We start from the raw sequence: 22,125 nt of genomic DNA, 5'->3' as shown, positions 1-22,125 counted from the left end.
CGATTGACATGATTCACGGCGGCCACTGGCCGCCGTCGAGAACACGGCGACAGATGGTCGCCGAAGCGAAAGAGGTACGCGAATGGCCGACGGCAAAGGCAAGGACGAAGGTGGCAAGCTGCTCTACTGCTCGTTCTGCGGCAAGAACCAGAACGAGGTGCGCAAGCTGATTGCCGGCCCGTCCGTCTATATCTGCGATGAGTGTGTCGACCTGTGCAACGACATCATTCGCGAGGAAGTTCTCGATGCCGATGCCGAGAGCGACGAGGAGCGTCTGCCGGTTCCCCGCGAGATTCGTCACACCCTCGACGACTATGTGATCGGCCAGGACCGCGCCAAGATGGTGCTGTCGGTGGCGGTCTACAACCACTACAAGCGCCTGCGTTCCGACGTGAAGGGCGACGACGTCGAGCTCGGCAAGTCGAACATCCTGCTGATCGGTCCCACCGGCAGCGGCAAGACCCTGCTGGCCGAGACCCTGGCGCGGCTGCTCAACGTGCCCTTCACCATCGCCGACGCCACCACCCTCACCGAGGCGGGCTACGTCGGCGAGGACGTCGAGAACATCATCCAGAAGCTGCTGCAGAAGTGCGACTACGATGTGGAGAAGGCCCAGCGCGGCATCGTCTACATCGACGAGATCGACAAGATCTCGCGCAAGTCGGACAACCCCTCCATCACCCGCGACGTCTCGGGCGAGGGGGTGCAGCAGGCGCTGCTCAAGCTGATCGAGGGCACCACCGCCTCGGTGCCGCCCCAGGGGGGGCGCAAGCACCCGCAGCAGGAGTTCCTGCAGGTCGATACCGGCAACATCCTGTTCATCGTCGGCGGCGCCTTCGCCGGCCTGGACAAGGTGATTCGCGATCGTGCCGAGAAGGGCGGCATCGGTTTCAACGCCACCGTCAAGAGCAAGGACGAGGCCAAGGGCGTCGGTGCCCTGTTGGCCGACGTGGAGCCCGAGGACCTGGTCAAGTTCGGCCTGATCCCCGAGTTCGTCGGTCGCCTGCCGGTCATCGCCACCCTCACCGAGCTCACCGAGGATGCGCTGATCCAGATCCTCACCGAGCCCAAGAACTCGCTGCTCAAGCAGTACGGTCGGCTGTTCGAGATGGAGGGCGTCGAGCTGGAGTTCCGCGACGATGCGCTGCGTGCGGTGGCCGGCAAGGCCATGGCGCGCAAGACCGGCGCCCGCGGGCTGCGCTCGATCCTCGAGTCGGTGCTGCTCGATACCATGTACGAGATCCCCTCGCTGGAGGGGGTGAGCAAGGTGGTGATCGATGCCTCGGTGATCAGTGGCGAGAGCGAACCGCTGCTGATCTACTCACAGCAGGAAGAGCCGCGGAGCGACGGTACCGACGGCTAGGCCCGGGGTTGCCCGGCGCCTGATGTGGGAGCGAATTCATCCATGATGTGCCGAGCCGGGCGCCCTTGCCGGGCGCCTGTCCGGCACCGCTCATGATGGATTGGCTCCCGTTTCTTTTTCCTGGCGCCATGCGCCTTGCAAAGCCGCTCCGCCGCCCCCACTCCCGAAGTAGCCGATACCAGTATCCGATAGAGTCCGTATCCACCCGATTTCGTTTGAGGAACGTCTGCGATGCAGCAGAACGCCGAACAGACCCTGAGTCTGCCCCTTTTGCCGCTGCGGGACGTGGTCGTCTACCCGCAGATGGTCATTCCGTTGTTCGTCGGCCGCGAGAAGTCGATCCTGGCCCTCGAGGCGGCGATGGACGCCGACAAGCGTGTCCTGCTGGTGGCCCAGCGCGAGGCCAGCAAGGATGATCCTGACGGGGGGGATCTGTTCTCCATCGGCACCGTGGCCGAGATCATGCAGCTGCTCAAGCTGCCCGATGGTACCGTCAAGGTGCTGATCGAGGGGACGTCCCGTGCCGATGTCGGCGAGATCCTGGTGGTCGACGGTGGCTACAGCCGGGCCGAGGTGGTGCTGCGCGAGAGCGAGCCGCTCACCGCCCGGGAGCAGGAGGCCCTGGTGCGGGTGCTGCTCAACCAGTTCGAGCAGTACGTCAAGATGTCGAAGAAGGTGCCCAACGAGGTGCTCAACTCGCTCTCCGGCATCGAGGATCCGAGTCGGCTGGTCGACACCATCTGTGCCCACCTGTCGCTGAAGATCGACGACAAGCAGCAGCTGCTGGAGATGGATCGGGTGCGCGATCGCATCGAGCACCTGATGGCGCTCATCGAGTCCGAGATCGACCTGCTGCAGGTCGAGAAGCGCATCCGCTCGCGGGTCAAGGACCAGATGGAGAAGTCCCAGCGCGAGTACTATCTCAACGAGCAGATGAAGGCCATCCAGAAGGAGATGGGCGAGCTCGAGAACGTGCCCAACGAGGCCGACAAGTACGAGCAGGCGATCAAGGAGTCCGGCATGCCCAAGGAGGCTGCCGACAAGGCCAACCAGGAGCTCGGCAAGCTGAAGATGATGTCGCCGTCCTCGGCGGAGGCGACGGTGGTGCGCTCCTATCTGGACTGGCTGGTGGCGGTGCCGTGGAAGAAGCGCACCCGGGTCCGGCACGACCTGGTCCACGCCCAGCAGGTGCTCGACGAGGACCACTACGGCCTCGACGAGGTCAAGGCGCGCATCCTCGAGTACCTGGCCGTGCACAAGCGGGTCAAGAAGCTCAAGGGGCCGGTGCTCTGCCTGGTGGGGCCGCCCGGGGTCGGCAAGACGTCGCTGGGGCAGTCCATCGCCCGGGCCACCAACCGCAAGTACGTGCGCCTCGCGCTCGGTGGGGTGCGCGATGAGTCCGAGATCCGCGGCCACCGGCGCACCTATATCGGCTCGCTGCCCGGCAAGATGATCCAGCGCATGGCCAAGGCCGGGGTCAAGAATCCGCTGTTCCTGCTCGACGAGGTCGACAAGATCGGCATGGACCATCGTGGCGACCCGGCGTCGGCGCTGCTCGAGGTGCTCGACCCGGAGCAGAACGATACCTTCAGCGACCACTACCTGGAACTGGACTACGACCTTTCCGAGACCCTGTTCATCTGTACCGCCAACTCGATGAACATCCCCGGTCCGCTGCTCGACCGCATGGAGGTGATCCGCCTGCCGGGCTACACCGAGGACGAGAAGCTGGCCATCGCGCGGCGCTACCTGGTGCCCAAGCAGCTCAAGGCCAATGGCTTCAAGGACGATGAGCTGGCCTTCTCCGACGAGGCGCTGCTCGAGTTGATCCGCTACTACAGCCGCGAGGCCGGGGTGCGTGAGCTCGAGCGGCAGATCGCCAAGGTGTGCCGCAAGGTGCTGCGCGAGCGCCTGGAGAAGGAGAGCAAGGAGGGGGCGCAGGCGCCGGTGGTGCTGGCGGCGGCGGACATCGAACCCTATGCCGGGGTACGCCGCTACAGCTATGGCCTGGCCGACCAGGAGGACCAGGTGGGGCGCGTGACCGGCCTGGCCTGGACCTCGGTGGGCGGCGAGCTGCTCTATATCGAGTCGGTGGTCACCCCGGGCAAGGGGCGCATCAACAAGACCGGCTCGCTGGGCGACGTGATGAAGGAGTCGGTGAGTGCGGCCCACACCGTGGTGCGGGCCCGGGCCCTGGCGCTGGGCATCGACCCGGAGCGCTTCGAGAAGGAGGACCTGCATATCCACGTTCCCGAGGGGGCCACCCCGAAGGACGGGCCCAGTGCCGGGATCGCCATGGTCACGGCCATGATCTCCGCCTACACCGGGCGTCCGGTGCGCTGCGACGTGGCGATGACCGGCGAGGTCAACCTGCGTGGCGAGGTGCTGCCGATCGGCGGGCTCAAGGAGAAATTGCTGGCCGCCCGGCGCGGTGGTATAAAGATCGTGCTTGTGCCCGAAGAGAATCGCCGGGACCTCAAGGAGGTTCCGGACAATATCAAGGAAGCACTCGATATCAGGCCGGTTCGCTGGATCGACGAGGTCATGGAGGTGGCGCTGGCGGAGAAGCGGGATGTATCAAGCGAGGAATCCCGGCCGGACGACTCAGCCTCTTCGCACTCGATGATCAGCACGCATTAACGATTAAAAGTCCATCATACCGGAGTCAAAAGCCCGATATGATGGGGTTTGTCGCGTGAGGTTGCTTGACAGATGTTTCATCGCATTGCTATAAATTGCGCCATGCTTTGATCGCGTTAGCCAGCCGAAAGTCGCGTCGATTAGAGTCATTTTCTGAAACAGTCAAGGGGTGAAGTGTGAACAAATCCGAGCTGATCGAAGCCATCGCTGCGTCTGCCGACATTCCCAAGGCGGCCGCTTCCCGTGCGCTGGACGCCATGGTCGAGACCGTGGCCGATAGCCTCAAGAAGGGCGAGAGCGTCTCTCTGGTGGGCTTTGGTACCTTCGCCGTGAAGGAGCGTGCCGCTCGCACCGGTCGCAACCCGCAGACCGGCCAGCCGATCGAAATCAGCGCTGCCAAGGTGCCGAGCTTCAAGGCCGGCAAGGCGCTCAAGGATTCCGTCAACTGAGTGGACGGAGCCGTCCGCACCACTGACGGTTGATCTTGCTACAGGCGCATCGCCCCGGCGGTGCGCCTGTCTTCGTTCCGGCGGCACCGCGGTGGCGGTGCCCGGATGGTCGCGAGCATCCCCGCGATGCGTATAATGTGGCGCGTCCGTGCCAACATCATCAACCGAGGCCTGCATGCTGCAAAGTATTCGAGATCGCTCCAGGAGCTGGGGTGCCAAGATCATCATCGGCGCCGTGGTCGCGACCATGGCGCTGTTCGGCGTGGAGTCCCTGGTGGGGCTGTTCGGCGGTGGTGGCGACGATATCGCCAAGGTCAACGGCGAGCCGGTCACCCGCCAGCAGCTCGAGCTGGAGGTGCAGCGTGCCATTCGCAGCGGCCAGGTACCGCCGGAGCAGGAGCGGGCCCTGCGCAACCAGATGCTCGACCAGCTGATCACCGACCGGTTGCTGACCCAGTATGCCGAGGAGGGCGGGCTGCACCTCTCCGAGGAGCAGCTCGATCAGCTGATCGTCTCGCTGCCCGAGTTCCAGGACCAGGAGGGGCGCTTCTCCAGCGAGCTGTTCCGTAATCGCCTCGCCAGCGCCGGCTACACGCCGCTGGCCTTTCGCGAGGAGCTGCGGGTCGACATGAAGCGCCAGCAGCTGCAGCAGGGGCTGGCCTTCAGCGACTTCACCCTGCCTTCCGAGCAGGAGAGGCTGGGGGCGCTGCAGCGTCAGACCCGTAGCTTCCGTCATCATGCCCTCACCGCCGCCGACCTCGAGGCTGACCTGGAGGTCACCGAGGAGGCGATGCAGCGCTACTACGAGGCCAATGCCGAGAACTATCAGCGACCCGAGCAGGTGCGCCTGGAGTACGTGGTCATCGATCGTCAGCAGTTGGCCGACGAGATCGAGGTCGAGGAGGAGGCGCTGCGCGAGCTGTGGCAGGAACGCAGCCGTGACGCCGATCGCCGGATCTCGCACATCATGCTGACCTTCAACGGCGAGCGTTCCCGCGAGGAGGCCGTCGCCGAGCTCGAGACGGCGCGCGAGCGCCTGGTCGACGGCGAGGCGTTCGCCGACCTGGCTGCAGAACTCTCCGAGGATACCGTCTCGGCAGAGCAGGGCGGAGACCTCGGCGTGATCAGTCGTGGCTTCTTCGGCGAGGCGTTCGAGGATGCCGCCTTCGCCCTGGACGAGGGCGAGGTCTCCGACATCGTCGAGACCGACAATGGCCTGCATCTGCTGCAGGCCACGGCGCTGGAGCGTCAGCCCTTCGAGCAGGTGCGCGACGAGCTGCGCCGCGAGGTGGCGATGTCCCGGGTTTCCGGGGAGTTCAACCAGCGTGTCCAGCGCCTGATCGACGAGAGCTTTGCCGCCGATGACCTGCGCAGCGTGGCCGACGCCATCGGCCTGGAGCTGCACGAGAGCGACTGGGCTTCCCGCGACGGGGCCGATGGCGTGCTCTCCGAACCCGGCGTGATGGCCGAGGCGTTCAGTGCCGACGTGCTCGAGGAGGGCTACAACAGCGAGGTGATCGAGCTCGACGAGGACCGCCGACTGGTGCTCCGGGTGGCGGATCACCGCGAGGCCACCGTGCTCGAGCTCGACGAGGTGCGTGACAGGGTGCGCGCCAGTGTCGAAGCGCGCCTGCGTCGCGAGGCATTGATCGAGCTCGCCGCCGAGCGCGTCGAGCAGCTGCGCGCCGGGGAGGCGCCGGAGATCGAGTGGCAGCAGGCCGAGGCGGTCAGTCGTGAGGCCGCCGACGGCCTGCCCCAGGCCGTGTTGCAGGCGGCCTTCCGCCTGCCCGCCCCGGAGGGCGAGGAGCCGGTCTTCGGCCATGCCGTCGCCGGCGACCGGGTGGTGCTCATCGCCCTCGATCGTGTCGAGCCCGGTGAGGTCGACGGCGAGGTCGAGCGCTTCGTGGCACGCATGGCCGAGCGGCTGCGGGCCCAGGCGGCGATCCAGGGGTTGCTCGACGACCTGCGTGACAAGGCCGATATCGAGCGTCTCTGAGCGGCGCCGGTCAGTCGGTAACGGAGGGGCGCTACGGCGCCCCTTCTTGTTTGGTCTCGATCTTATACCGTTATCTCGAGTATGCCCCCCAACGCCGCTCATGCCTCGGTAGTTGCCAAGAGGGCGGTTCGGCTCCCGGGCGGTGACCCGGGAAGATGATAATGTTATCTTGTAACATTCACGGTTTTGCCAGGGCCCGCCCCATGTCGACTGCCATCGCCAATCTCCCTGTCCACCTGATCACCGGCTTCCTCGGCAGCGGCAAGAGCACGCTGATCCATCGGCTGATCGAGCGGAAGCCTGCCGAGGAGCGCTGGGCGGTGTTGATCAACGAGTTCGGCCAGGTCGGCATCGACCAGGCGATGTTCGCCGAGCGCGACGACCTGGTGGTCAAGGGGCTGCCCGGGGGATGCCTGTGCTGTCAGCTCGCCTTCGTGATGCAGGCGACCCTGGTCAACCTGCTGCATCGTCATCGGCCCGATCGCTTGATCATCGAGCCGTCGGGGCTCGGCCACCCGGCCGGCTTGCTCGAGGTGCTCCGCGGCGAGGCCTTCCAGGGGGTGCTGGAGGTCCGCGACATCATCGTGGTGCTCGATCCACGACGGCTGGACGATCCCCGCGCCCGGGAGCACGAGACCTTCCGCGATCAGTTGGAGGTGGCCGATGCCGTGGCCCTGACCATGACCGACCTGGCAACCGCGGAGCAGGTCGCGGCCGCCCGTGAACTGGCGGCGCGGCACTGGCCGCCGCGGCGCTGGGTCGCCGAGGCGCCCCATGGCGACTTGCCGGTGGCGCTGTTGCTGGAGAGCGAAGCTCGCCGCGGTGAGTCCGCGGCGAAGGGCAGCAGCACGCATCGCGAGCTGCGCGACGCGGCGCGCGGCGTGCTGCTGCTCGACGATTTCGCCGCGGTACGCCCCGAACCGGGTCGGCCGCAGCGCGAGTCGGGCTCGGCGCTGGGCCATACCACCCTGGGCTGGCGCTGGCACCCCGACGATGTCTTCGACCTCGACCGGGTCACGGCGCTGCTGGGGCGGCTGCCGCGCGGGTTGCGGGTCAAGGGGGTGCTGCATACCGAGGCAGGCTGGAAGCTCTACAACCGCGCGGCTGGCGCGGTGAGCCTGACCGCCAGCGCCTGGCGGCAGGATTCGCGGCTGGAGGTGATCGGCGAGACGGGCAGCCTGCCCGAGGCAGAGGCGCTGGAAGCCGCACTTCGGGAATCTCTGTGCGGCGCCAGGGCGGATCCGCAGGCTAGAGGCTGAACGCCCGCAGCTCGGGCTCGCCGCCGCCCTCGACCACGATCTCCCAGCCCTGGTCGGGGCGCCAGTCGCCGAGCACCAAGCGTCGGGCGGGCCGGCCGTCGATCTCGAGTTCGTGAACGGCGGGGCGGTGGGTATGGCCGTGGATGAGGGTGGTGACGCCGTGCTCGGCCATGACCTTTTCCACCTCCGCGGGGGTGACGTCCATGATGTCGTCGGCCTTGTTGGAGGTCGCCTCGCCGGATTGCTGACGCAGCGACTGCGCCAGGGTGAGGCGGTCCTGGATCGGCATGGCCAGGATCTGCTGTTGCCACTGGGGGTGGCGGGCCTGGGCCCGGAAGGCCATGTAGGCCTCGTCGCGGGTGCAGAGGCTGTCGCCGTGCATCAGCAGCACCCGCTCGCCGCCGAGCTCGACCACCGCGGGGTCGGCCAGCAGGGAGGCCCCGGCAGCGCTCGCGAAGCGTTCGCCGAGCAGGAAGTCCCGGTTGCCGTGCATCAAGTGGATCGCGGTGCCATCATCCGCCAGGCGGTGCAGGGCCTTGGCCACCCGTGACGCCAGGGTGGCGTTGCCGGTGGGGTCGGCATCGCCCAGGTCGAGCAGGTCGTCGCCGATCCAGGCCTCGAAGAAGTCGCCGAGGAGGTAGAGGGCCGCGACGCCGGTGGCGCGCTCCTCGAGCCAGCGCAGAAAACCGTCGGTGATCTCGGGCGCACCGGGGTGCAGGTGCAGGTCGGATATCAGCAGGGTGGTCATGGGGGAGTCTCGCAGGGTGCTCGGTGACGCGTGGCGTAACGCAGCACGCCCGCGGCAGGCGGGCGTGGGGCGGGGCGGCGACGAGGATCAGGCGTCGGCCTCGTCCTTGAAGTAGGCGCGCTGGATGATCACGTCGTCGGCGGGCACGTCGGCGTGCATGCCGCGGCGGGTGGTCGGCACGGCCTTGATCTTCTCGACCACGTCCATGCCCTCGACCACTTCGCCGAACACGCAGTAGCCCCAGCCCTGGATCGACTTGCCGCTGTGGTTGAGGAAGTCGTTGTCACCCACGTTGATGAAGAACTGGGCGGTGGCCGAGTGGGGGTCCTGGGTGCGCGCCATGGCCAGGGTCCCGGTGGCGTTGACCAGGCCGTTGTCGGCCTCGTTCTCGATCGGGTCACGGGTCGGCTTCTGGTTGAAGTCGGTGTCGAAGCCGCCGCCCTGGATCATGAAGCCGTCGATCACACGGTGGAAGAGGGTGTTGTCGTAGTGCCCGTCGCGCACGTACTGCTCGAAATTGGCTGCGGTCTTCGGTGCCTTCTCGCGGTTCAGGGCGATGGTGATGTCACCGAAATTGGTCTGCAGAATGATCATCGATAAGTTCCTGTACGATAAAGGGGCGTTGCCTTGGCGTTGCCCATGGGCGTGGCGCTATAATACCGGTTTTGCTTCGATGCGCGAAGCGAGCGTCGAGACGATCGGGACTGTCGCCGACAGCCGCATCGCCCGGGGCTGATCCGTCGCCAGGCCTGCACCTTTTAACCAGAGGCTGTTCTTCTCAACATGACCACCGATACCACCAGCGCGCCGAACTTCATCCGTCACCAGATCCGCGAGGAGATCGAGGCCGGTCGCGCCGGCAAGATCGTGACCCGCTTCCCGCCGGAGCCCAATGGCTTCCTGCACATCGGTCACGCCAAGTCGATCTGCCTGAATTTCGGGCTCGCCGAGCAGTTCGGTGGCGACTGTCACCTGCGCTTCGACGACACCAACCCGGCGAAGGAGGAGCAGGCCTACATCGATGCCATCAAGGAGGACGTCGCCTGGCTGGGGTTCGAGTGGGCCGGACCGGTGCGCTTCGCCTCCGACTACTTCGACCAGCTCTACGCCTGGGCCCAGCACCTGGTGCGCGAGGGCAAGGCCTATGTCGACGACCTGTCGCCCGAGGAGATCCGTGAATACCGCGGCACCCTCACCGAGCCGGGGCGCCCCAGCCCCTACCGCGAGCGCAGCGCCGCCGAGAACCTCGACCTGCTCGAGCGCATGCGCGTCGGCGAGTTCGCCGAGGGCGAGAAGGTGCTGCGGGCGAAGATCGACATGGCCTCGCCGAACATCAACCTGCGCGACCCGATCCTCTACCGGATCCGCCATGCCCACCATCACCAGACCGGCGACAAGTGGAAGATCTATCCCTCCTATGACTTCACCCACGGCCAGTCGGATGCCATCGAGGGCGTGACCCACTCGATCTGTACCCTGGAGTTCGAGGACCACCGCCCGCTCTACGAGTGGTTCCTCGACAACCTGCCGGTGCCGGTGACGCCGCGCCAGATCGAGTTCGCCCGGCTCAACCTCAACTACACCCTGACCTCCAAGCGCAAGCTCAAGCTGCTGGTGGACGAGGGCATCGTCGACGGCTGGGACGACCCGCGCCTGCCGACGATCTCCGGCATGCGCCGCCGCGGCTACACCCCGGCGTCGATCCGCAGGTTCTGCGAGATGATCGGCGTGACGCGGGCCGACGGCGGCCTGGTCGATATCGCCATGCTCTACCACGCGATTCGCGCCGACCTCGAGGAGAACGCCCCGCGGGCCATGGCCGTGCTGCGGCCGCTCAAGGTGGTGCTGACCAACGTGCCGGAGGACTTCGAGGAGGTCTATGAGGTGCCCGGGCACCCGGCCCGCGAGGACATGGGGGTGCGCAAGGTGCCCTTCACCCGCGAGCTCTACATCGACCAGGACGATTTCCTGGAGGAACCGCCGAAGAAGTTCTTCCGCCTGGCACCGGGCCAGGAGGTGCGCCTGCGCAACAGCTATGTGATCCGCTGCGACGAGGTGATCAAGGACGGGGCCGGCGAGATCGAGGCGCTTCACTGCTCGGTGGACTTCGACACCCTGGGCAGGAACCCCGAGGGGCGCAAGGTGAAGGGCGTGATCCACTGGGTCAGCGCCGCCCATGGCGTGCCCATGGAGGTGCGCCTCTACGACAACCTCTTCCAGGTCGAACAGCCCGACAAGGACAAGGATGCCGATTTCCTCGACCACCTCAATCCCGAGTCGTTGGTGGTGTGCCGGGCGATCGGCGAGCCGAGCCTGGCCGACGCCGGGCCCGAATCGCGCTTCCAGTTCGAGCGGGTCGGCTACTTCTGCGCCGACCGCCACGCCAGCCGGGGCGACGCGCTGGTGTTCAACCGCACCGTGGGGCTGAAGGACGGCTGGGCCAAGGTTCAGAAGCAACAAGCCCAGAAGAACGAGCAAGGCCAGAAGAAGGGGTGACATGCAGATCTACAATACGCTGACGCGCCGCAAGGAAGCCTTCACACCCATCGAGCCGGGCAGGGTGCGCATGTACGTCTGCGGCATGACCGTCTACGACTACTGCCACCTGGGCCACGCCCGGGTGATGGTGGCCTTCGATGTGATTACCCGCTACCTGCGCTGGCGCGGCTTCGATGTCACCTACGTGCGCAACATCACCGACATCGACGACAAGATCCTCAAGCGCGCCGACGAGAACGGCGAGCCGATCGATTCGCTCACCGCGCGCATGATCGATGCCATGCACGAGGACGAGGCGCGGCTCTTCGTGCTGCGCCCGGATCACGAGCCCCGTGCCACCGGCCATATCGGCGAGATCGTCGCCATGATCGAGACGCTGATCGGCAAGGGCTACGCCTATGCGGCGGACAACGGCGACGTCTACTACCGGGTGCGCCGGTTCGAGGGCTACGGCAAGCTCAACAACCGTGACCTCGACGAGATGCGCGCCGGCGCCCGGGTCGAGGTCGACGAGCACAAGGAGGATCCGCTCGACTTCGTGCTGTGGAAGGCGGCCAAGCCGGGGGAGGCCAGCTGGCCCTCGCCCTGGGGCGAGGGGCGCCCCGGCTGGCACATCGAGTGCTCGGCGATGTCGACCTGCTGCCTCGGCGAGACCTTCGACATCCACGGCGGCGGGCCGGACCTGACCTTCCCCCATCACGAGAACGAGATCGCCCAGAGCGAGGCGGCCACCGGCAAGCCCTACGTCAACACCTGGATGCACGCCGGGGCGGTGCGGGTGAACCAGGAGAAGATGTCCAAGTCGCTGGGCAACTTCTTCACCATCCGCGAGGTGCTCGAGGTTCACGACCCGGAGGTGGTGCGCTACCTGCTGGTGGCGAGCCACTACCGCAGCCCGATCAACTATGCGCCGGAGTCGTTGTCGGAGGCCCGCAAGTCGCTGGAGCGCTTCTACAATGCCCTGGATGGCGTTGAGGTGGATGGCAAGGATGAACAAGCCATTCGCCAGGAGCAGGCGCTCGCCAAAGCCGTTGATGGTGACTTCGAAGCGCGCTTTGTCGCCGCCATGGACGACGACTTCAATACCGCCGAGGCGCTGTCGGTGCTCTTCGACCTGGCCCGCGAGCTCAACCGGGCCAGGAAGGAGGCGCCGGGGCTTGCTCCCGGCCTTGCCCATGAGCTCAAGCGCCTGGGTGGCATCCTGGGGCTGCTCACGCAGGCCCCGGCGGCCTTCCTCCGGTCCGGAGCCGGCGAACTGCCGCTGAGCGAGGCCGAGATCGAGGCGAGGATCGTGGCCCGCGGCGAGGCCAAGCAGGCCAAGGACTTCGCCACGGCCGATGGCATTCGCGACGAGCTGGCCACCCTCGGCATCATCCTCAAGGACTCCCGCGAGGGGACGACCTGGGTGTTCGAGAAGGCCGTCGACTGAGCGTCTGCTGCCTGTCGTGTTGGTCACGACGCCCGGCGCCATCGACTGGATGGGCCGGGCGTCGTGGTGTCCGGCCGTCCTCGAGGCGCGGGCCGCCATGGCATCAATGAGCATTATCTCGCTCATAAATACTCGGATGCGCTTTTTTGGGGAATTATTTTTCTCACTTCTGTCGTGCAGGCTATAATGTGAGCAGAATAACTCACATCTATGGCCGGCCATGCAACTGACGCTGCAACTCTATCTCGCCCATCGCTGGCAGGATGCCGCCGTGCTGGAGTTCCCCGAGCCGGATCGGGGCACCCGGGGCCGGGTCCGGCTGGGTTACCTGCAGGATCATGCCCTGGCGTGGATGTTCCGCGACGATGAGCATGCCTGCAGCCTGACGCTGCCGGTGGAACTGATGATGAAGCACCAGTCGCCGCGCTGGTTCGGCTTTCTCGAGGACATCATGCCGGCCGGTGCCAGCCGCCGTTACTGGGTCGAGCACCTCGGCCTCCAGGACGTGCCGGTCGGCCAGCAGGACATGGCGCTGCTGAGGCACGGCACCATCGCCCCGGTCGGCAACCTGCGCATCAAGGAAGCCGTGCCGGCGGCGCCTGCCGGTTCACGGCTGCCTCAACGGCGCTTCGCTCTGGCCGATGTCGTCGAGCGGCATGCGGACTTCCTCGAATATGCCCAGCAGATGGGAGCGGCCAGTGGCGGTGCCACCGGCGCCGGTGGCGAGGCGCCGAAGCTGCTGCTGCGCCTGGGGCAGGGCGAGCAGGTCTGGATCGACACCTGGCAGGACGACCCCCGACAGCCCGATCCGCATTACCTGGTGAAGTTTCCCCGGGGGCGCCGCAGCCAGGATGACTGTGACATCCTGCGCACCGAGTATCACTACTATCAGGAGCTCGCCTCACTCGGCGTCGACACCATCGATACGGCCGCCATGCGCCTGATCGAGGGCGAGCGTTACCCGTCGCTGTGGTTGCCGCGCTTCGACGTCGAGATGCGTCGGGGGGGGCTGGAGCGCTGCGGGCTGGAATCCATCTATGCCCTGGTCGGGGCCGCCCCGGGTACCCACCTGAACCACTTCACCGTGATTCGGCGGCTGGTCGAGCTGCTCGATGCCCAGTACCGCGTGGTGGAGCTCGACGAGGCGTTCGACAGGGAAGCCTTCGTCATCGAATGGGTCAAGCGCGACCTGCTGAATGTTGCCTTCGGCAACTCGGACAATCACGGACGCAACGCGGCCCTGCTGAAGCGACCCGAAGGGATCTGGCACTCTCCCGTCTTCGATTTCGCGCCCATGAAGGCCGATCCGGAAGGCGTGACGAGAACCACGCGCTGGGGCTCGCCCTTCGAGGAGGGCGGTGAGTTCGACTGGCATGCCATCAGTGAGGCTCTGGCCGACCTGGCGTCCCCCGCGCGGATGCTGGATGAGCTCATGGCCACGGCGGCACGGCTGGTGGGCCTCGGGGATCGTCTGCGGGACCGGGGAGTGCCCGAGCGTATCCTGACCATGCCGGCCGTGGGGTTGCCAGCGCTGGATGAGCGGCTCGCGCGTTGGGGGCTGGCATGAAGCGTCGCGAACATACGCCGGACGAGCGCGAAGCCAGGCTGGTGGCCCTGACACGGCAGCTGTTCGCCGGTGAGATCAGCGAAGGGCGGCTGCTTCGAACCCTGCGCCGCGAGGTGCTGGGACTCTCCCAGGAGGACTACGCGCGCCTCGTCGGCGTCAGTCGCCGCACCCTGTCGGACATGGAGGGTGACAAGGGCAACGTCTCGCTCGTCGTGATGAATCGCGTCTACCGGCCGCTCGGGCTGCGGGTCGGGCTGATTCCCCGTCAGTCGGCGCTGCTCGAACGGCTGTTCGGGGCGGACGACGGCGCCAGCGGATGAGCGGATCGGTCACGGCGGCTTTGGGGGCAGGGGAATCTGCCGCGGCCAGCCGTCGTCGACCAGGAAGAGGCGTTGCCGGCTGCCGGCCGTTCGTTCGAGAACGATCTGCACCGGCGGGCCGGGCCGGCCGAAGTGCTGCGCCAGTTGCGCCTCGAGCTCGCGCAGCGGCAGCAGGTCGCCGCGGCGGGGCAGGGCGAGCCAGTGGGGCTTGCGCAGCCAGGCGCCGTGGCTGTCGCGGGGCAGGCCGTCGCGGAAGCGTCGCCAGTCGCCCCAGAACAGCCAGGTGCCGCGCAGGTGATCGACGGTGGCCTCCCGCGGTGGCGGCAGCGGGGCGTGCCAGGGATAGAAGAGCACCCCGGGCATGGCCAGCCGGCGATGGAGCGCCGGTGCCCGGCGGGTGCCGGACATGTCGGGCAGCATCAGCGCGCGGATGGCCTCCCTGGCCTCGACGGTCTCGGTCAGGCGCAGTTGATGCAGATGCAGGTGCTCGCGCTTGGTGGCCAGGCTGTCGGCACCGCCGGGGCCGATCCAGCGGGCCTGGTCGGAGGGCGCGCCGGGCCCCTCCGGCAGGCCGAGATAGAACTTGATGGCCACCTCCAGGTGGACCGGGGTCGGGTCCCCGCGGTGACGGTAGAGCAGATCGAGCTCGCCCAGCGTCACCTTGTCCCGGTGGATGCGCAGGTTGTGGGCCAGCAGCCGGGTACCCGGGGCGCTTTCCAGCAGGAACTGCCAGAGGCATTCGTGGTAGAGGCCCATGCGCCCCATCAGGGATTCGCCGATACGTCGCACCAGGGCCTCGGGGTCCGCCTCCAGGGCATCCAGCCAGCCGGCCAGGGTCGTGTCGTCGGCGAGCCCCAGCTCGGCACGGGTCGGCCGGCCGGGCCACGGCATGTCGAGCAGGTCCGGTGCCAGCAGGACCCAGGCCAGGTCCCGTACCAACGGGTCGTGGCAGCGATCGAGCAGGTCGAGGGGCGGCGGGTTCATGATCGGGGTTTCCACGTTGGGTCCGCTGTCTGACAGCCAAGCTATACAGGCCTTATACTCCGGATACATTCACCAGCATACGGGTGGTACGCATGAACCGCACCCTGAACGGACTCGCGGCGCTGGCCGCCGGCACTTTCCTGACGCTTGCCACGGCCCAGGCCGATGCACCGGTGGTGGTCTCCTCGAAGATCGATACCGAGGGCTCGGTACTCGGTCAGCTGATCCTGCAGCGACTCGAGGCCGGCGGCATCGAGGTGCAGGACCGCCTGCAACTGGGGGGCACCAGCATCGTGCGCGAGGCGCTGCTGGCCGGCGAGATCGACCTCTACCCGGAATACACCGGGAACGGGGCCTTCTTCTTCGACATGACCGACAGCGACGTCTGGCACGATGCCGAACGGGCCTACGCGACCGTGCGCGAGCGCGATGCCGACAACGGCCTGGTGTGGCTGTCGCCGGCCAATGCCAACAACACCTGGGCGATGAGCGTGCGCGGCGACCTGGCCCGGGAGCACGCGCTCGCGACCCTCGAGGACCTGGCCGTCTACCTGGCCGATGGCGGAGAGCTCAAGTTCGCGGCGAGCGCCGAGTTCGTCGAGTCCGAGCAGGCGCTGCCCGCCTTCCAGCAGGCCTATGGCTTCGAGCTCTCCGAGGCGCAGCTGCTGGTGCTCTCCGGCGGCAACACCGCGGCCACCATGCGGGCCGCCGCCCAGCAGACCAGCGGCGTCAACGCGGCCATGACCTACGGCACCGACGGTGGCCTCGGGGCCCTGGACCTGGTGGTGCTGGCGGATACCCTGGGCGTGCAGCCGGTCTACCAGCCGGCACCGGTGGTGCGCGAGGAGGTGCTGGCGGCCTACCCCGAGATCGAGTCGCTGCTGGCGCCGGTCTTCGAGGCCCTCGACCTCGAGACCCTGCAACACCTCAACGGTGAGGTGGCGGTCAACGGCCGCGATCCGCGCCAGGTGGCGGCGGACTTCCTCGACGACCTGGACGATTGAGCGACGCCATGCGCAGGGACGCGCCGCGACCCAATCGGGTGCTGCCGCTGTTGATGCTGGTTGCCCTGGCCGCCTGGCTGGGGCTGGTGGCGGTCAGCGTGGCACCCAATCGCATCGTGCCGGGGACCGGTTTTCGCGCCCATGAGGTGGTCGGCTGGGCCGGGGCCCTCGGCGCCTGCCTGCCGCCGCTGGCGGTGGCGGTGCTGGCCTGGCATCCGTCACCGGCACGGCTGCGACACGCCCTGGTACTGATCGTGCTGCTGCTGATGGCGCTGCCGGCCTGGCTGGGTCTCGCCGCGACGCGGCTGGTCGATCCCGAGCTGCCCCAGGCACGGCTGGGTCTGGGGTCGGCCTTCTGGGTGCTGCTGTTCCTGCTGCTGCTCGCCCTGATCGAGCTGCGCTCCCGGCTGGCCCTGTCGCGGCTCGTGGGCTGGGTGCTGCTGGTGCCGGTGTTGCTGGCCTGGTGGCTCGCCCTGGCGTCCTGGCTGGAGCCCCTGGCCCTGCTGCAGGAGTATCGGGCGCGTAGCGACCAGTTCGCCACGGCGGTGTGGCACCACCTCGCCCTGGTCGGGGCGGCGGTGGGCGCGAGCCTGGTGATCGGGGTCGCGCTGGCGCTTCTCATGCGTCCGCATGCCGGCCTGCAGCGGGCCGGCTTCGGCGTGCTCAATTTCCTGCAGACGATCCCCAGCCTGGCGCTGTTCGGGCTGCTGCTGGCGCCGCTGGCCTGGCTGGGGGCCAACGTCGAGTGGCTGGCGGCCCTCGGCGTCCGCGGCATCGGCTGGGCGCCGGCGCTGCTCGCCCTGATCGGCTACAGCCTGCTGCCCATGGTGCGCAACACCTTCGTGGCGCTGGAGGGGGTGGACCCGGCGGTGATCGAGTCGGCCCGGGGCATGGGCATGAGCCGACGCCAGGTGTTCCTGCAGGTGCGCCTGCCCCTGGCGCTGCCGGTGATCCTCGAGGGGGTGCGCATCACCACGGTGCAGGCCATCGGCCTCACCGCGGTGGCGGCGCTGATCGGGGCCGGGGGGCTGGGCGGCTTCATCTTCCAGGGGCTGGGCCAGGCGGCCATGGACCTGGTGCTGCTGGGGGCACTGCCGATCCTCGTCATGGCGCTGGTGGCGGATGCGCTGCTGGGGGCCCTGAGCGAACGACTGCACCCGGGAGGGGCGCGATGATCGAACTGTTCGACGTGACCAAGCGTTTCGGCAGCGAGACCGCCGTGGACGGCATCTCGCTGCGCGTCGAGCGGGGCGAGCTCTGTGCCCTGGTGGGCACTTCCGGCTGCGGCAAGTCGACCACCCTGCGCATGATCAACCGGCTCATCGAACACAGCGCCGGCGAGATCCACCTCGATGGCCAGCCGGTGCGCAACTTCGACGAACAGGCCCTGCGCCGGCGCATCGGCTATGTCATCCAGAGCACCGGCCTCTTTCCCCACTGGCCGGTGGCCCGCAACATCGGCCTGGTGCCGCGGTTGCTGAAGTGGCCCCGGGCCAGGATCCAGATGCGGGTCGAGGAGCTGATGTCACTGCTGGGGCTGCCGATGGCGAGCTTCGCCGACAAGTATCCCCACCAGCTCTCGGGTGGCCAGGCCCAGCGCGTCGGGGTCGCCCGCGCGTTGGCCGCCGACCCCGATATCCTGCTGATGGACGAACCCTTCGGGGCGCTGGATCCCATCACCCGGGACACGCTGCAGGAGGAGCTGCGTGACCTCCAGTCGCGGCTGCACAAGACCATCGTCTTCGTCACCCACGACATGGACGAGGCGCTGCGGCTGGCCGACCGGCTGGTGGTGATGGACGCCGGGCGCATCGTCCAGCAGGGGGCGCCGCTCGACCTGCTGCGCGACCCCGCCGACGACTTCGTCGCCTCGCTGCTGGGCGGTGACGACCGCGGTTTCAAGGAGGCGGCGCTGACCCGGGTCGAGGAACGGATGCTGCCGCTCTCGCCACGGTTGATCGCCCGGGCCCGGGTGCATCGCGAGGCCACCCTGCGCCAGGCGCTGGCGGTGATGTTCCGCGAGCACGCCGACCGGCTCACCGTGATCGACGACGAGGACATGCCGGTGGGGGAGTTGTCGCTGCGCCGCCTGGTGGGGGCCCGGCCCCATGAATGAGGCGGCGATGACGCCGGGCCTCGCGGCGGGGCTGCGGCGCTGGGGGGTGCCGCTCGTGTGGCTCGGCCTGCTGTTGCTGGCGAGCCTGGGCATGGCCGAGCTGGAGGCCGTGTTCCGCTGGCTCGAGCCGGACTCGCGCGAGGTGATCTACCGGCGCACCGAGTTCCTGACGCTGCTCGGTCGCCACCTGCTGGTGGTGGGGGTGGCCTCGCTGCTGGCGATTGTGGCCGGCGTCGGGGCGGCGGTGCTGGTGACCCGTCCGTTCGGCCGGGATTTCCTGCCGCTGGTGGCCCAGTTCGCCTCCATGGGGCAGACCTTTCCGCCGGTGGCGGTGCTGGCGCTGGCGGTACCGGTGCTCGGTTTCGGTACGCTGCCGATCATCGTCGCCCTGCTGCTCTACGGCCTGCTGCCCATCGTGCGCAACAGCCTGGCCGGGCTCCAGGGGATCGATCCGGCGGTACACGAGGCGGCCCGCGGCATGGGCATGAGCCGGGGCCAGGTACTGCGGCAGGTGGAGTTGCCGCTGGCCGCGCCGGTCATCCTGGCCGGGGTGCGCACCTCGGTGACCATCAACATCGCCACCGCCGCCCTCGGCGCCACCGTCGGGGCCAGCAACCTCGGTGACCCCATCATCTCCGGCATCGTCAACGGCAACACCGCCTATATCGTCCAGGGTGCGCTGCTGATCGGGCTGCTGGCACTCACCGTCGACAGCGCCTTCGAGCGGCTGCTGGGTTGGCGGCGGATTCGGTTCCGGTAGTGTTTTCCCTCGTATGTCGTCTCGGGGCTAGCAAGATGGATGCGTTTGATGGCATCTTACGTTAACGTCAACTAGTAGGCGTTGGCGGTACGCTGGAGCAAACCTCTGGCGCCTGGCTACATTAGAGTTGACACTGCCCTCACAAGGGGCAGTCGAGCTCCTGCCACCACCCAAGGACCAGGACGATGACAACGACACAAGACATCCATTCGCCGGACTTCCTGGCCGGCGATGAGTTCACGATCCCCACCTTCCGCCTGTTGCAACAGGACGGCACCCTGTTCGAGGGTGGCGAGTCGCCCGACCTCGAGCGCGACAAGGCGCGGCGCATCTACCGGGCGATGGTCTTCACCCGGGTGCTCGACGAGCGGATGATGGCCGCCCAGCGCCAGGGGCGCCTGAGCTTCTACATGCAGTGCACCGGGGAAGAGGCCGCGGTGATCGGCGCCACGGCGGCGCTGGACGATGCCGACATGATCATGGCCCAGTACCGCGAGCAGGGGGCCCTGGCCTACCGTGGCTTCACCTTCGACGAGTTCATGAACCAGCTGTTCGGCAACGAGCTGGACTACGGCAAGGGGCGCCAGATGCCGATCCACTACGGGTCGCGCAAGCTCCACTACATGACCATCTCCTCGCCGCTGGCCACCCAGATCCCCCAGGCCACCGGCTATGCCTATGGCCAGAAGCTGGCCGGCGACGGCCACTGCACCACGGTGTTCTTCGGCGAGGGGGCGGCCTCGGAGGGCGACTTCCACGCCGCGCTCAACATGGCGGCGGTGCACAAGGTCCCGGTGATCTTCTTCTGCCGCAACAACGGCTACGCCATCTCCACCCCCGCCGTCGAGCAGTTCGCCGCCGACGGCGTGGCGCCCCGGGCCTTCGGCTATCGCATGCACGTGATCCGTGTCGACGGCAACGACATCCTGGCGGTCTACCAGGCCACCCGGGAAGCCCGTCGCATCGCCGTCGAGCACCACCAGCCGGTGCTGATCGAGGCCATGACCTACCGCCTGGCGGCCCACTCGTCGTCGGACGATCCCTCGGGCTACCGCTCGAAGAAGGAGGAGGAGGCCTGGCGCGAGAAGGATCCCATCCTGCGCATGCAGCGCTGGCTGGTCGGCCAGGGCTGGTGGAGCGAGGACGAGGAGAAGGAGCTGCAGGAACGGTTGCGCCGCGAGGTGCTGGAAACCATGAAGCGCGCCGAGAAGCGCCCACCGCCGTCGCTCGACACCCTGGTCACCGACGTCTATGCCGACGTCACCCCGGCGCTGCAGCGTCAGCTCGACCATCTCAAGACCCATATCCGCAAGTACCCCGACGCCTATCCGAGGGGCGCGCGGTCACTCGATCCCGACGTGGTCGCCGGCGATGACGCCGCCGTGAAGGGAGGGGAATGAGATGCCGAAGATGAACATGCTGCAGGCCATCAACAACGCCCTGGACATCGCCATGGCCGAGGACGAGAAGGTGATCTGCTTCGGCGAGGACGTGGGTTTCTTCGGCGGGGTCTTCCGTGCCACCAGCCATCTGCAGGAGAAGTACGGCCGCGCGCGCTGCTTCAATACGCCGCTGGTCGAGCAGGGCATCATCGGCTTCGCCAACGGTCTCGCCGCCCAGGGCTCGGTGCCGGTGGCCGAGATCCAGTTCGCCGACTACATCTTTCCGGCCTTCGACCAGATCGTCAACGAGACGGCCAAGTTCCGCTACCGCTCCGGTGACCTGTTCAATGTCGGTGGCCTGACCATCCGTGCCCCCTATGGCGGCGGGATCTCCGGCGGCCACTATCACTCCCAGTCGCCGGAGGCCTACTTCGCCCACACACCCGGTCTCAAGATCGTGGTGCCGCGCAATCCCTACCAGGCCAAGGGGCTGCTGCTCTCGGCGATCCGCGATCCCGACCCGGTGCTGTTCTTCGAGCCCAAGCGGCTCTACCGCGCCTCCACCGGCGAGGTACCCGAGGAGGACTACCAGTTGCCCATCGGCGAGGCCGAGGTGACCAAGGAGGGCGCCGATGTCACCGTGCTGGGCTGGGGCGCCCAGCTGGAAGTGATCGACCGCGCCGTCGAGCTCGCCGAGAAGGAGGGCATCTCCTGCGAGGTGATCGACCTGCGCTCCATCCTGCCCTGGGACGAGGGCACCGTGGTCGAGTCGGTGCTCAAGACCGGCCGCCTGGTGATCACCCACGAGGCGCCGTTGACCGGCGGCTTCGCCGGCGAGATCGCCGCCACCATCCAGGAGCGCTGCTTCCTGTATCTGGAGTCGCCCATTGCCCGGGTGACCGGCCTCGATACCCCCTTCCCGTTGACCCTGGAGAAGGAGTACATGCCGGATCATCTGAAGATCTTCGAGGCAATCAAGGCCAGCGTGGCCTACTGACACCCGATATCCGGACAGGCGAGAGCCAGGACAGGAGAGTGCGAGATGAGTGACTTCATGCTGCCCGATATCGGCGAAGGTATCGTGGAATGCGAAGTGGTCGAGTGGCGGGTCGCCGAGGGCGACACCATCGAGGAGGACCAGCCCGTGGTCGAGGTGATGACCGACAAGGCGCTGGTGGAGATCACCGCCCCGGAGGCGGGGCGGATCACCCGGCTCTACGTCGCCAAGGGCGAGATCGCCAAGGTGCACGAGCCGTTGTTTGCCTACGAGAGCGAAGGCGAGGCGGACGCCGCGGCACCCCGGGACGAGCGGCAGGCCGCTGCCGTGGGCAAGCCGGCGCCTGCCGGGGCGGAACCGTCGTCTGCGCCCGTGGCCGCCGCCAGGGATTTCATCCTCCCCGATATCGGCGAGGGGATCGTCGAGTGCGAGGTGGTCGAGTGGCGGGTCGCCGAGGGCGACGCCATCGAGGAGGACCAGCCGCTGGTCGATGTGATGACCGACAAGGCCATGGTGGAGATCACCGCCCCCGAGGCGGGTACCATCAGCCGGCTGCATGTGCCCAAGGGCGAGATCGCCAAGGTGCATGCGCCGCTGTTCGCCTATGTGCCG

General features: G+C 67.6%; 20 protein-coding genes. 17 read left to right on the top strand and 3 right to left on the bottom strand.

Going from position 1 to position 22,125, the window contains the following annotated elements; genetic code table 11:
• Positions 1-82 precede the first annotated feature (82 nt).
• The 5 genes from clpX (at position 83) to C1H66_RS11115 (ending at position 7,707) form a co-directional block, all read left to right on the top strand.
• Entirely contained in the window at positions 83-1,363 is a 1,281-nt protein-coding gene (clpX, locus tag C1H66_RS11135) for an ATP-dependent Clp protease ATP-binding subunit ClpX (RefSeq protein WP_102627957.1), read from the top strand.
• Positions 1,364-1,594: 231 nt separating this feature from the next.
• Positions 1,595-4,003, top strand: a complete 2,409-nt coding sequence (lon, locus tag C1H66_RS11130) for an endopeptidase La (protein WP_102627956.1) — start codon at positions 1,595-1,597, stop codon at positions 4,001-4,003.
• A 176-nt stretch (positions 4,004-4,179) separates the two neighbouring features.
• Positions 4,180-4,452, top strand: coding sequence for an HU family DNA-binding protein (locus tag C1H66_RS11125; protein WP_102627955.1), 273 nt, complete (start codon positions 4,180-4,182; stop codon positions 4,450-4,452).
• Positions 4,453-4,627: 175 nt separating this feature from the next.
• Entirely contained in the window at positions 4,628-6,448 is a 1,821-nt protein-coding gene (locus C1H66_RS11120; RefSeq protein ID WP_102627954.1) for a SurA N-terminal domain-containing protein, read from the top strand.
• 203 nt (positions 6,449-6,651) lie between these two features.
• A complete protein-coding gene (locus tag C1H66_RS11115) occupies positions 6,652-7,707 on the top strand; it encodes a CobW family GTP-binding protein (protein WP_102627953.1) in 1,056 nt (351 codons plus the stop codon).
• Here C1H66_RS11115 and C1H66_RS11110 read toward each other — a convergent pair.
• Both C1H66_RS11110 and C1H66_RS11105 read right to left on the bottom strand, forming a co-directional pair.
• Positions 7,697-8,455, bottom strand: a complete 759-nt coding sequence (locus tag C1H66_RS11110; RefSeq protein ID WP_102627952.1) for a UDP-2,3-diacylglucosamine diphosphatase — start codon at positions 8,453-8,455, stop codon at positions 7,697-7,699. The genes C1H66_RS11115 and C1H66_RS11110 overlap by 11 nt on opposite strands.
• Positions 8,456-8,542: 87 nt before the next feature.
• The gene (locus C1H66_RS11105) at positions 8,543-9,049 is read right to left on the bottom strand and encodes a peptidylprolyl isomerase (protein ID WP_102627951.1); all 507 of its coding nucleotides are present in this window, start codon (positions 9,047-9,049) and stop codon (positions 8,543-8,545) included.
• Here C1H66_RS11105 and C1H66_RS22870 point away from each other — a divergent pair.
• The 5 genes from C1H66_RS22870 to C1H66_RS11085 all read left to right on the top strand — a co-directional run bounded on the left by C1H66_RS22870 (position 9,042) and on the right by C1H66_RS11085 (position 14,270).
• On the top strand, positions 9,042-9,191 hold the full coding sequence (locus C1H66_RS22870) for a hypothetical protein (RefSeq protein ID WP_170064135.1): 150 nt from the start codon (positions 9,042-9,044) through the stop codon (positions 9,189-9,191). The two genes, C1H66_RS11105 and C1H66_RS22870, sit on opposite strands and share 8 nt — an antisense overlap.
• Positions 9,192-9,238: 47 nt before the next feature.
• Complete coding sequence (locus C1H66_RS11100; RefSeq protein ID WP_102627950.1) at positions 9,239-10,951, top strand: glutamine--tRNA ligase/YqeY domain fusion protein; 1,713 nt, start codon at positions 9,239-9,241, stop codon at positions 10,949-10,951.
• Between the two features lies 1 nt (position 10,952).
• Entirely contained in the window at positions 10,953-12,383 is a 1,431-nt protein-coding gene (gene cysS, locus C1H66_RS11095) for a cysteine--tRNA ligase (protein ID WP_102627949.1), read from the top strand.
• A gap of 220 nt (positions 12,384-12,603) precedes the next feature.
• Positions 12,604-13,950 (top strand): type II toxin-antitoxin system HipA family toxin, encoded by a 1,347-nt coding sequence (locus C1H66_RS11090; RefSeq protein ID WP_102627948.1) that lies wholly within the window; start codon positions 12,604-12,606, stop codon positions 13,948-13,950.
• Positions 13,947-14,270, top strand: coding sequence for a helix-turn-helix transcriptional regulator (locus C1H66_RS11085; protein WP_102627947.1), 324 nt, complete (start codon positions 13,947-13,949; stop codon positions 14,268-14,270). The genes C1H66_RS11090 and C1H66_RS11085 overlap by 4 nt, the downstream gene beginning before the upstream one ends.
• 9 nt (positions 14,271-14,279) lie before the next feature.
• Here the strand turns inward: C1H66_RS11085 and C1H66_RS11080 are convergent, their stop codons facing one another.
• On the bottom strand, positions 14,280-15,254 hold the full coding sequence (locus C1H66_RS11080; protein ID WP_102627946.1) for a DUF1853 family protein: 975 nt from the start codon (positions 15,252-15,254) through the stop codon (positions 14,280-14,282).
• Between the two features lie 92 nt (positions 15,255-15,346).
• On the opposite strand from C1H66_RS11080, the gene osmF reads away from it, so the two are divergent.
• The 7 genes from osmF to C1H66_RS11045 form a co-directional block, all read left to right on the top strand.
• Positions 15,347-16,258, top strand: a complete 912-nt coding sequence (osmF, locus tag C1H66_RS11075; protein ID WP_102627945.1) for a glycine betaine ABC transporter substrate-binding protein OsmF — start codon at positions 15,347-15,349, stop codon at positions 16,256-16,258.
• A gap of 8 nt (positions 16,259-16,266) precedes the next feature.
• Entirely contained in the window at positions 16,267-17,433 is a 1,167-nt protein-coding gene (locus tag C1H66_RS11070; RefSeq protein ID WP_102627944.1) for an ABC transporter permease, read from the top strand.
• The gene (locus C1H66_RS11065) at positions 17,430-18,374 is read left to right on the top strand and encodes an ABC transporter ATP-binding protein (RefSeq protein WP_102627943.1); all 945 of its coding nucleotides are present in this window, start codon (positions 17,430-17,432) and stop codon (positions 18,372-18,374) included. The genes C1H66_RS11070 and C1H66_RS11065 overlap by 4 nt, the downstream gene beginning before the upstream one ends.
• Before the next feature lie 7 nt (positions 18,375-18,381).
• The gene (locus C1H66_RS11060) at positions 18,382-19,134 is read left to right on the top strand and encodes an ABC transporter permease (RefSeq protein ID WP_240618284.1); all 753 of its coding nucleotides are present in this window, start codon (positions 18,382-18,384) and stop codon (positions 19,132-19,134) included.
• Between the two features lie 185 nt (positions 19,135-19,319).
• The gene (locus C1H66_RS11055) at positions 19,320-20,534 is read left to right on the top strand and encodes a thiamine pyrophosphate-dependent dehydrogenase E1 component subunit alpha (RefSeq protein WP_102627942.1); all 1,215 of its coding nucleotides are present in this window, start codon (positions 19,320-19,322) and stop codon (positions 20,532-20,534) included.
• A 1-nt stretch (position 20,535) separates the two neighbouring features.
• Positions 20,536-21,513, top strand: coding sequence for an alpha-ketoacid dehydrogenase subunit beta (locus C1H66_RS11050; RefSeq protein ID WP_102627941.1), 978 nt, complete (start codon positions 20,536-20,538; stop codon positions 21,511-21,513).
• A 45-nt stretch (positions 21,514-21,558) separates the two neighbouring features.
• A partial coding sequence (locus C1H66_RS11045) for a biotin/lipoyl-containing protein (RefSeq protein ID WP_338066457.1) occupies positions 21,559-22,125 on the top strand: 567 nt, incomplete at its 3' end.

Source organism: Halomonas heilongjiangensis (genome assembly GCF_002879645.1).
GTDB classification, from domain to species: domain Bacteria; phylum Pseudomonadota; class Gammaproteobacteria; order Pseudomonadales; family Halomonadaceae; genus Halomonas; species Halomonas heilongjiangensis.
The sequence above is the reverse complement of the archived record's forward strand: the minus strand, read 5'-3'. Positions and strand labels throughout refer to the sequence as shown.

What these genes read in the sequence shown, in the direction of transcription:
- C1H66_RS11115 (WP_102627953.1), top strand. Translation starts at nt 6,652, where the DNA reads ATGTCGACTGCCATCGCCAATCTCCCTGTCCACCTGATCACCGGCTTC.
- clpX (WP_102627957.1), top strand. Translation starts at nt 83, where the DNA reads ATGGCCGACGGCAAAGGCAAGGACGAAGGTGGCAAGCTGCTCTACTGC.
- C1H66_RS11100 (WP_102627950.1), top strand. Translation starts at nt 9,239, where the DNA reads ATGACCACCGATACCACCAGCGCGCCGAACTTCATCCGTCACCAGATC.
- osmF (WP_102627945.1), top strand. Translation starts at nt 15,347, where the DNA reads ATGAACCGCACCCTGAACGGACTCGCGGCGCTGGCCGCCGGCACTTTC.
- C1H66_RS11085 (WP_102627947.1), top strand. Translation starts at nt 13,947, where the DNA reads ATGAAGCGTCGCGAACATACGCCGGACGAGCGCGAAGCCAGGCTGGTG.
- C1H66_RS11060 (WP_240618284.1), top strand. Translation starts at nt 18,382, where the DNA reads ATGACGCCGGGCCTCGCGGCGGGGCTGCGGCGCTGGGGGGTGCCGCTC.
- C1H66_RS11050 (WP_102627941.1), top strand. Translation starts at nt 20,536, where the DNA reads ATGCCGAAGATGAACATGCTGCAGGCCATCAACAACGCCCTGGACATC.
- cysS (WP_102627949.1), top strand. Translation starts at nt 10,953, where the DNA reads ATGCAGATCTACAATACGCTGACGCGCCGCAAGGAAGCCTTCACACCC.
- C1H66_RS11110 (WP_102627952.1), bottom strand. Translation starts at nt 8,455, where the DNA reads ATGACCACCCTGCTGATATCCGACCTGCACCTGCACCCCGGTGCGCCC.
- C1H66_RS11105 (WP_102627951.1), bottom strand. Translation starts at nt 9,049, where the DNA reads ATGATCATTCTGCAGACCAATTTCGGTGACATCACCATCGCCCTGAAC.
- C1H66_RS11120 (WP_102627954.1), top strand. Translation starts at nt 4,628, where the DNA reads ATGCTGCAAAGTATTCGAGATCGCTCCAGGAGCTGGGGTGCCAAGATC.
- lon (WP_102627956.1), top strand. Translation starts at nt 1,595, where the DNA reads ATGCAGCAGAACGCCGAACAGACCCTGAGTCTGCCCCTTTTGCCGCTG.
- C1H66_RS11080 (WP_102627946.1), bottom strand. Translation starts at nt 15,254, where the DNA reads ATGAACCCGCCGCCCCTCGACCTGCTCGATCGCTGCCACGACCCGTTG.
- C1H66_RS11065 (WP_102627943.1), top strand. Translation starts at nt 17,430, where the DNA reads ATGATCGAACTGTTCGACGTGACCAAGCGTTTCGGCAGCGAGACCGCC.
- C1H66_RS11055 (WP_102627942.1), top strand. Translation starts at nt 19,320, where the DNA reads ATGACAACGACACAAGACATCCATTCGCCGGACTTCCTGGCCGGCGAT.
- C1H66_RS11090 (WP_102627948.1), top strand. Translation starts at nt 12,604, where the DNA reads ATGCAACTGACGCTGCAACTCTATCTCGCCCATCGCTGGCAGGATGCC.
- C1H66_RS22870 (WP_170064135.1), top strand. Translation starts at nt 9,042, where the DNA reads ATGATCATCGATAAGTTCCTGTACGATAAAGGGGCGTTGCCTTGGCGT.
- C1H66_RS11070 (WP_102627944.1), top strand. Translation starts at nt 16,267, where the DNA reads ATGCGCAGGGACGCGCCGCGACCCAATCGGGTGCTGCCGCTGTTGATG.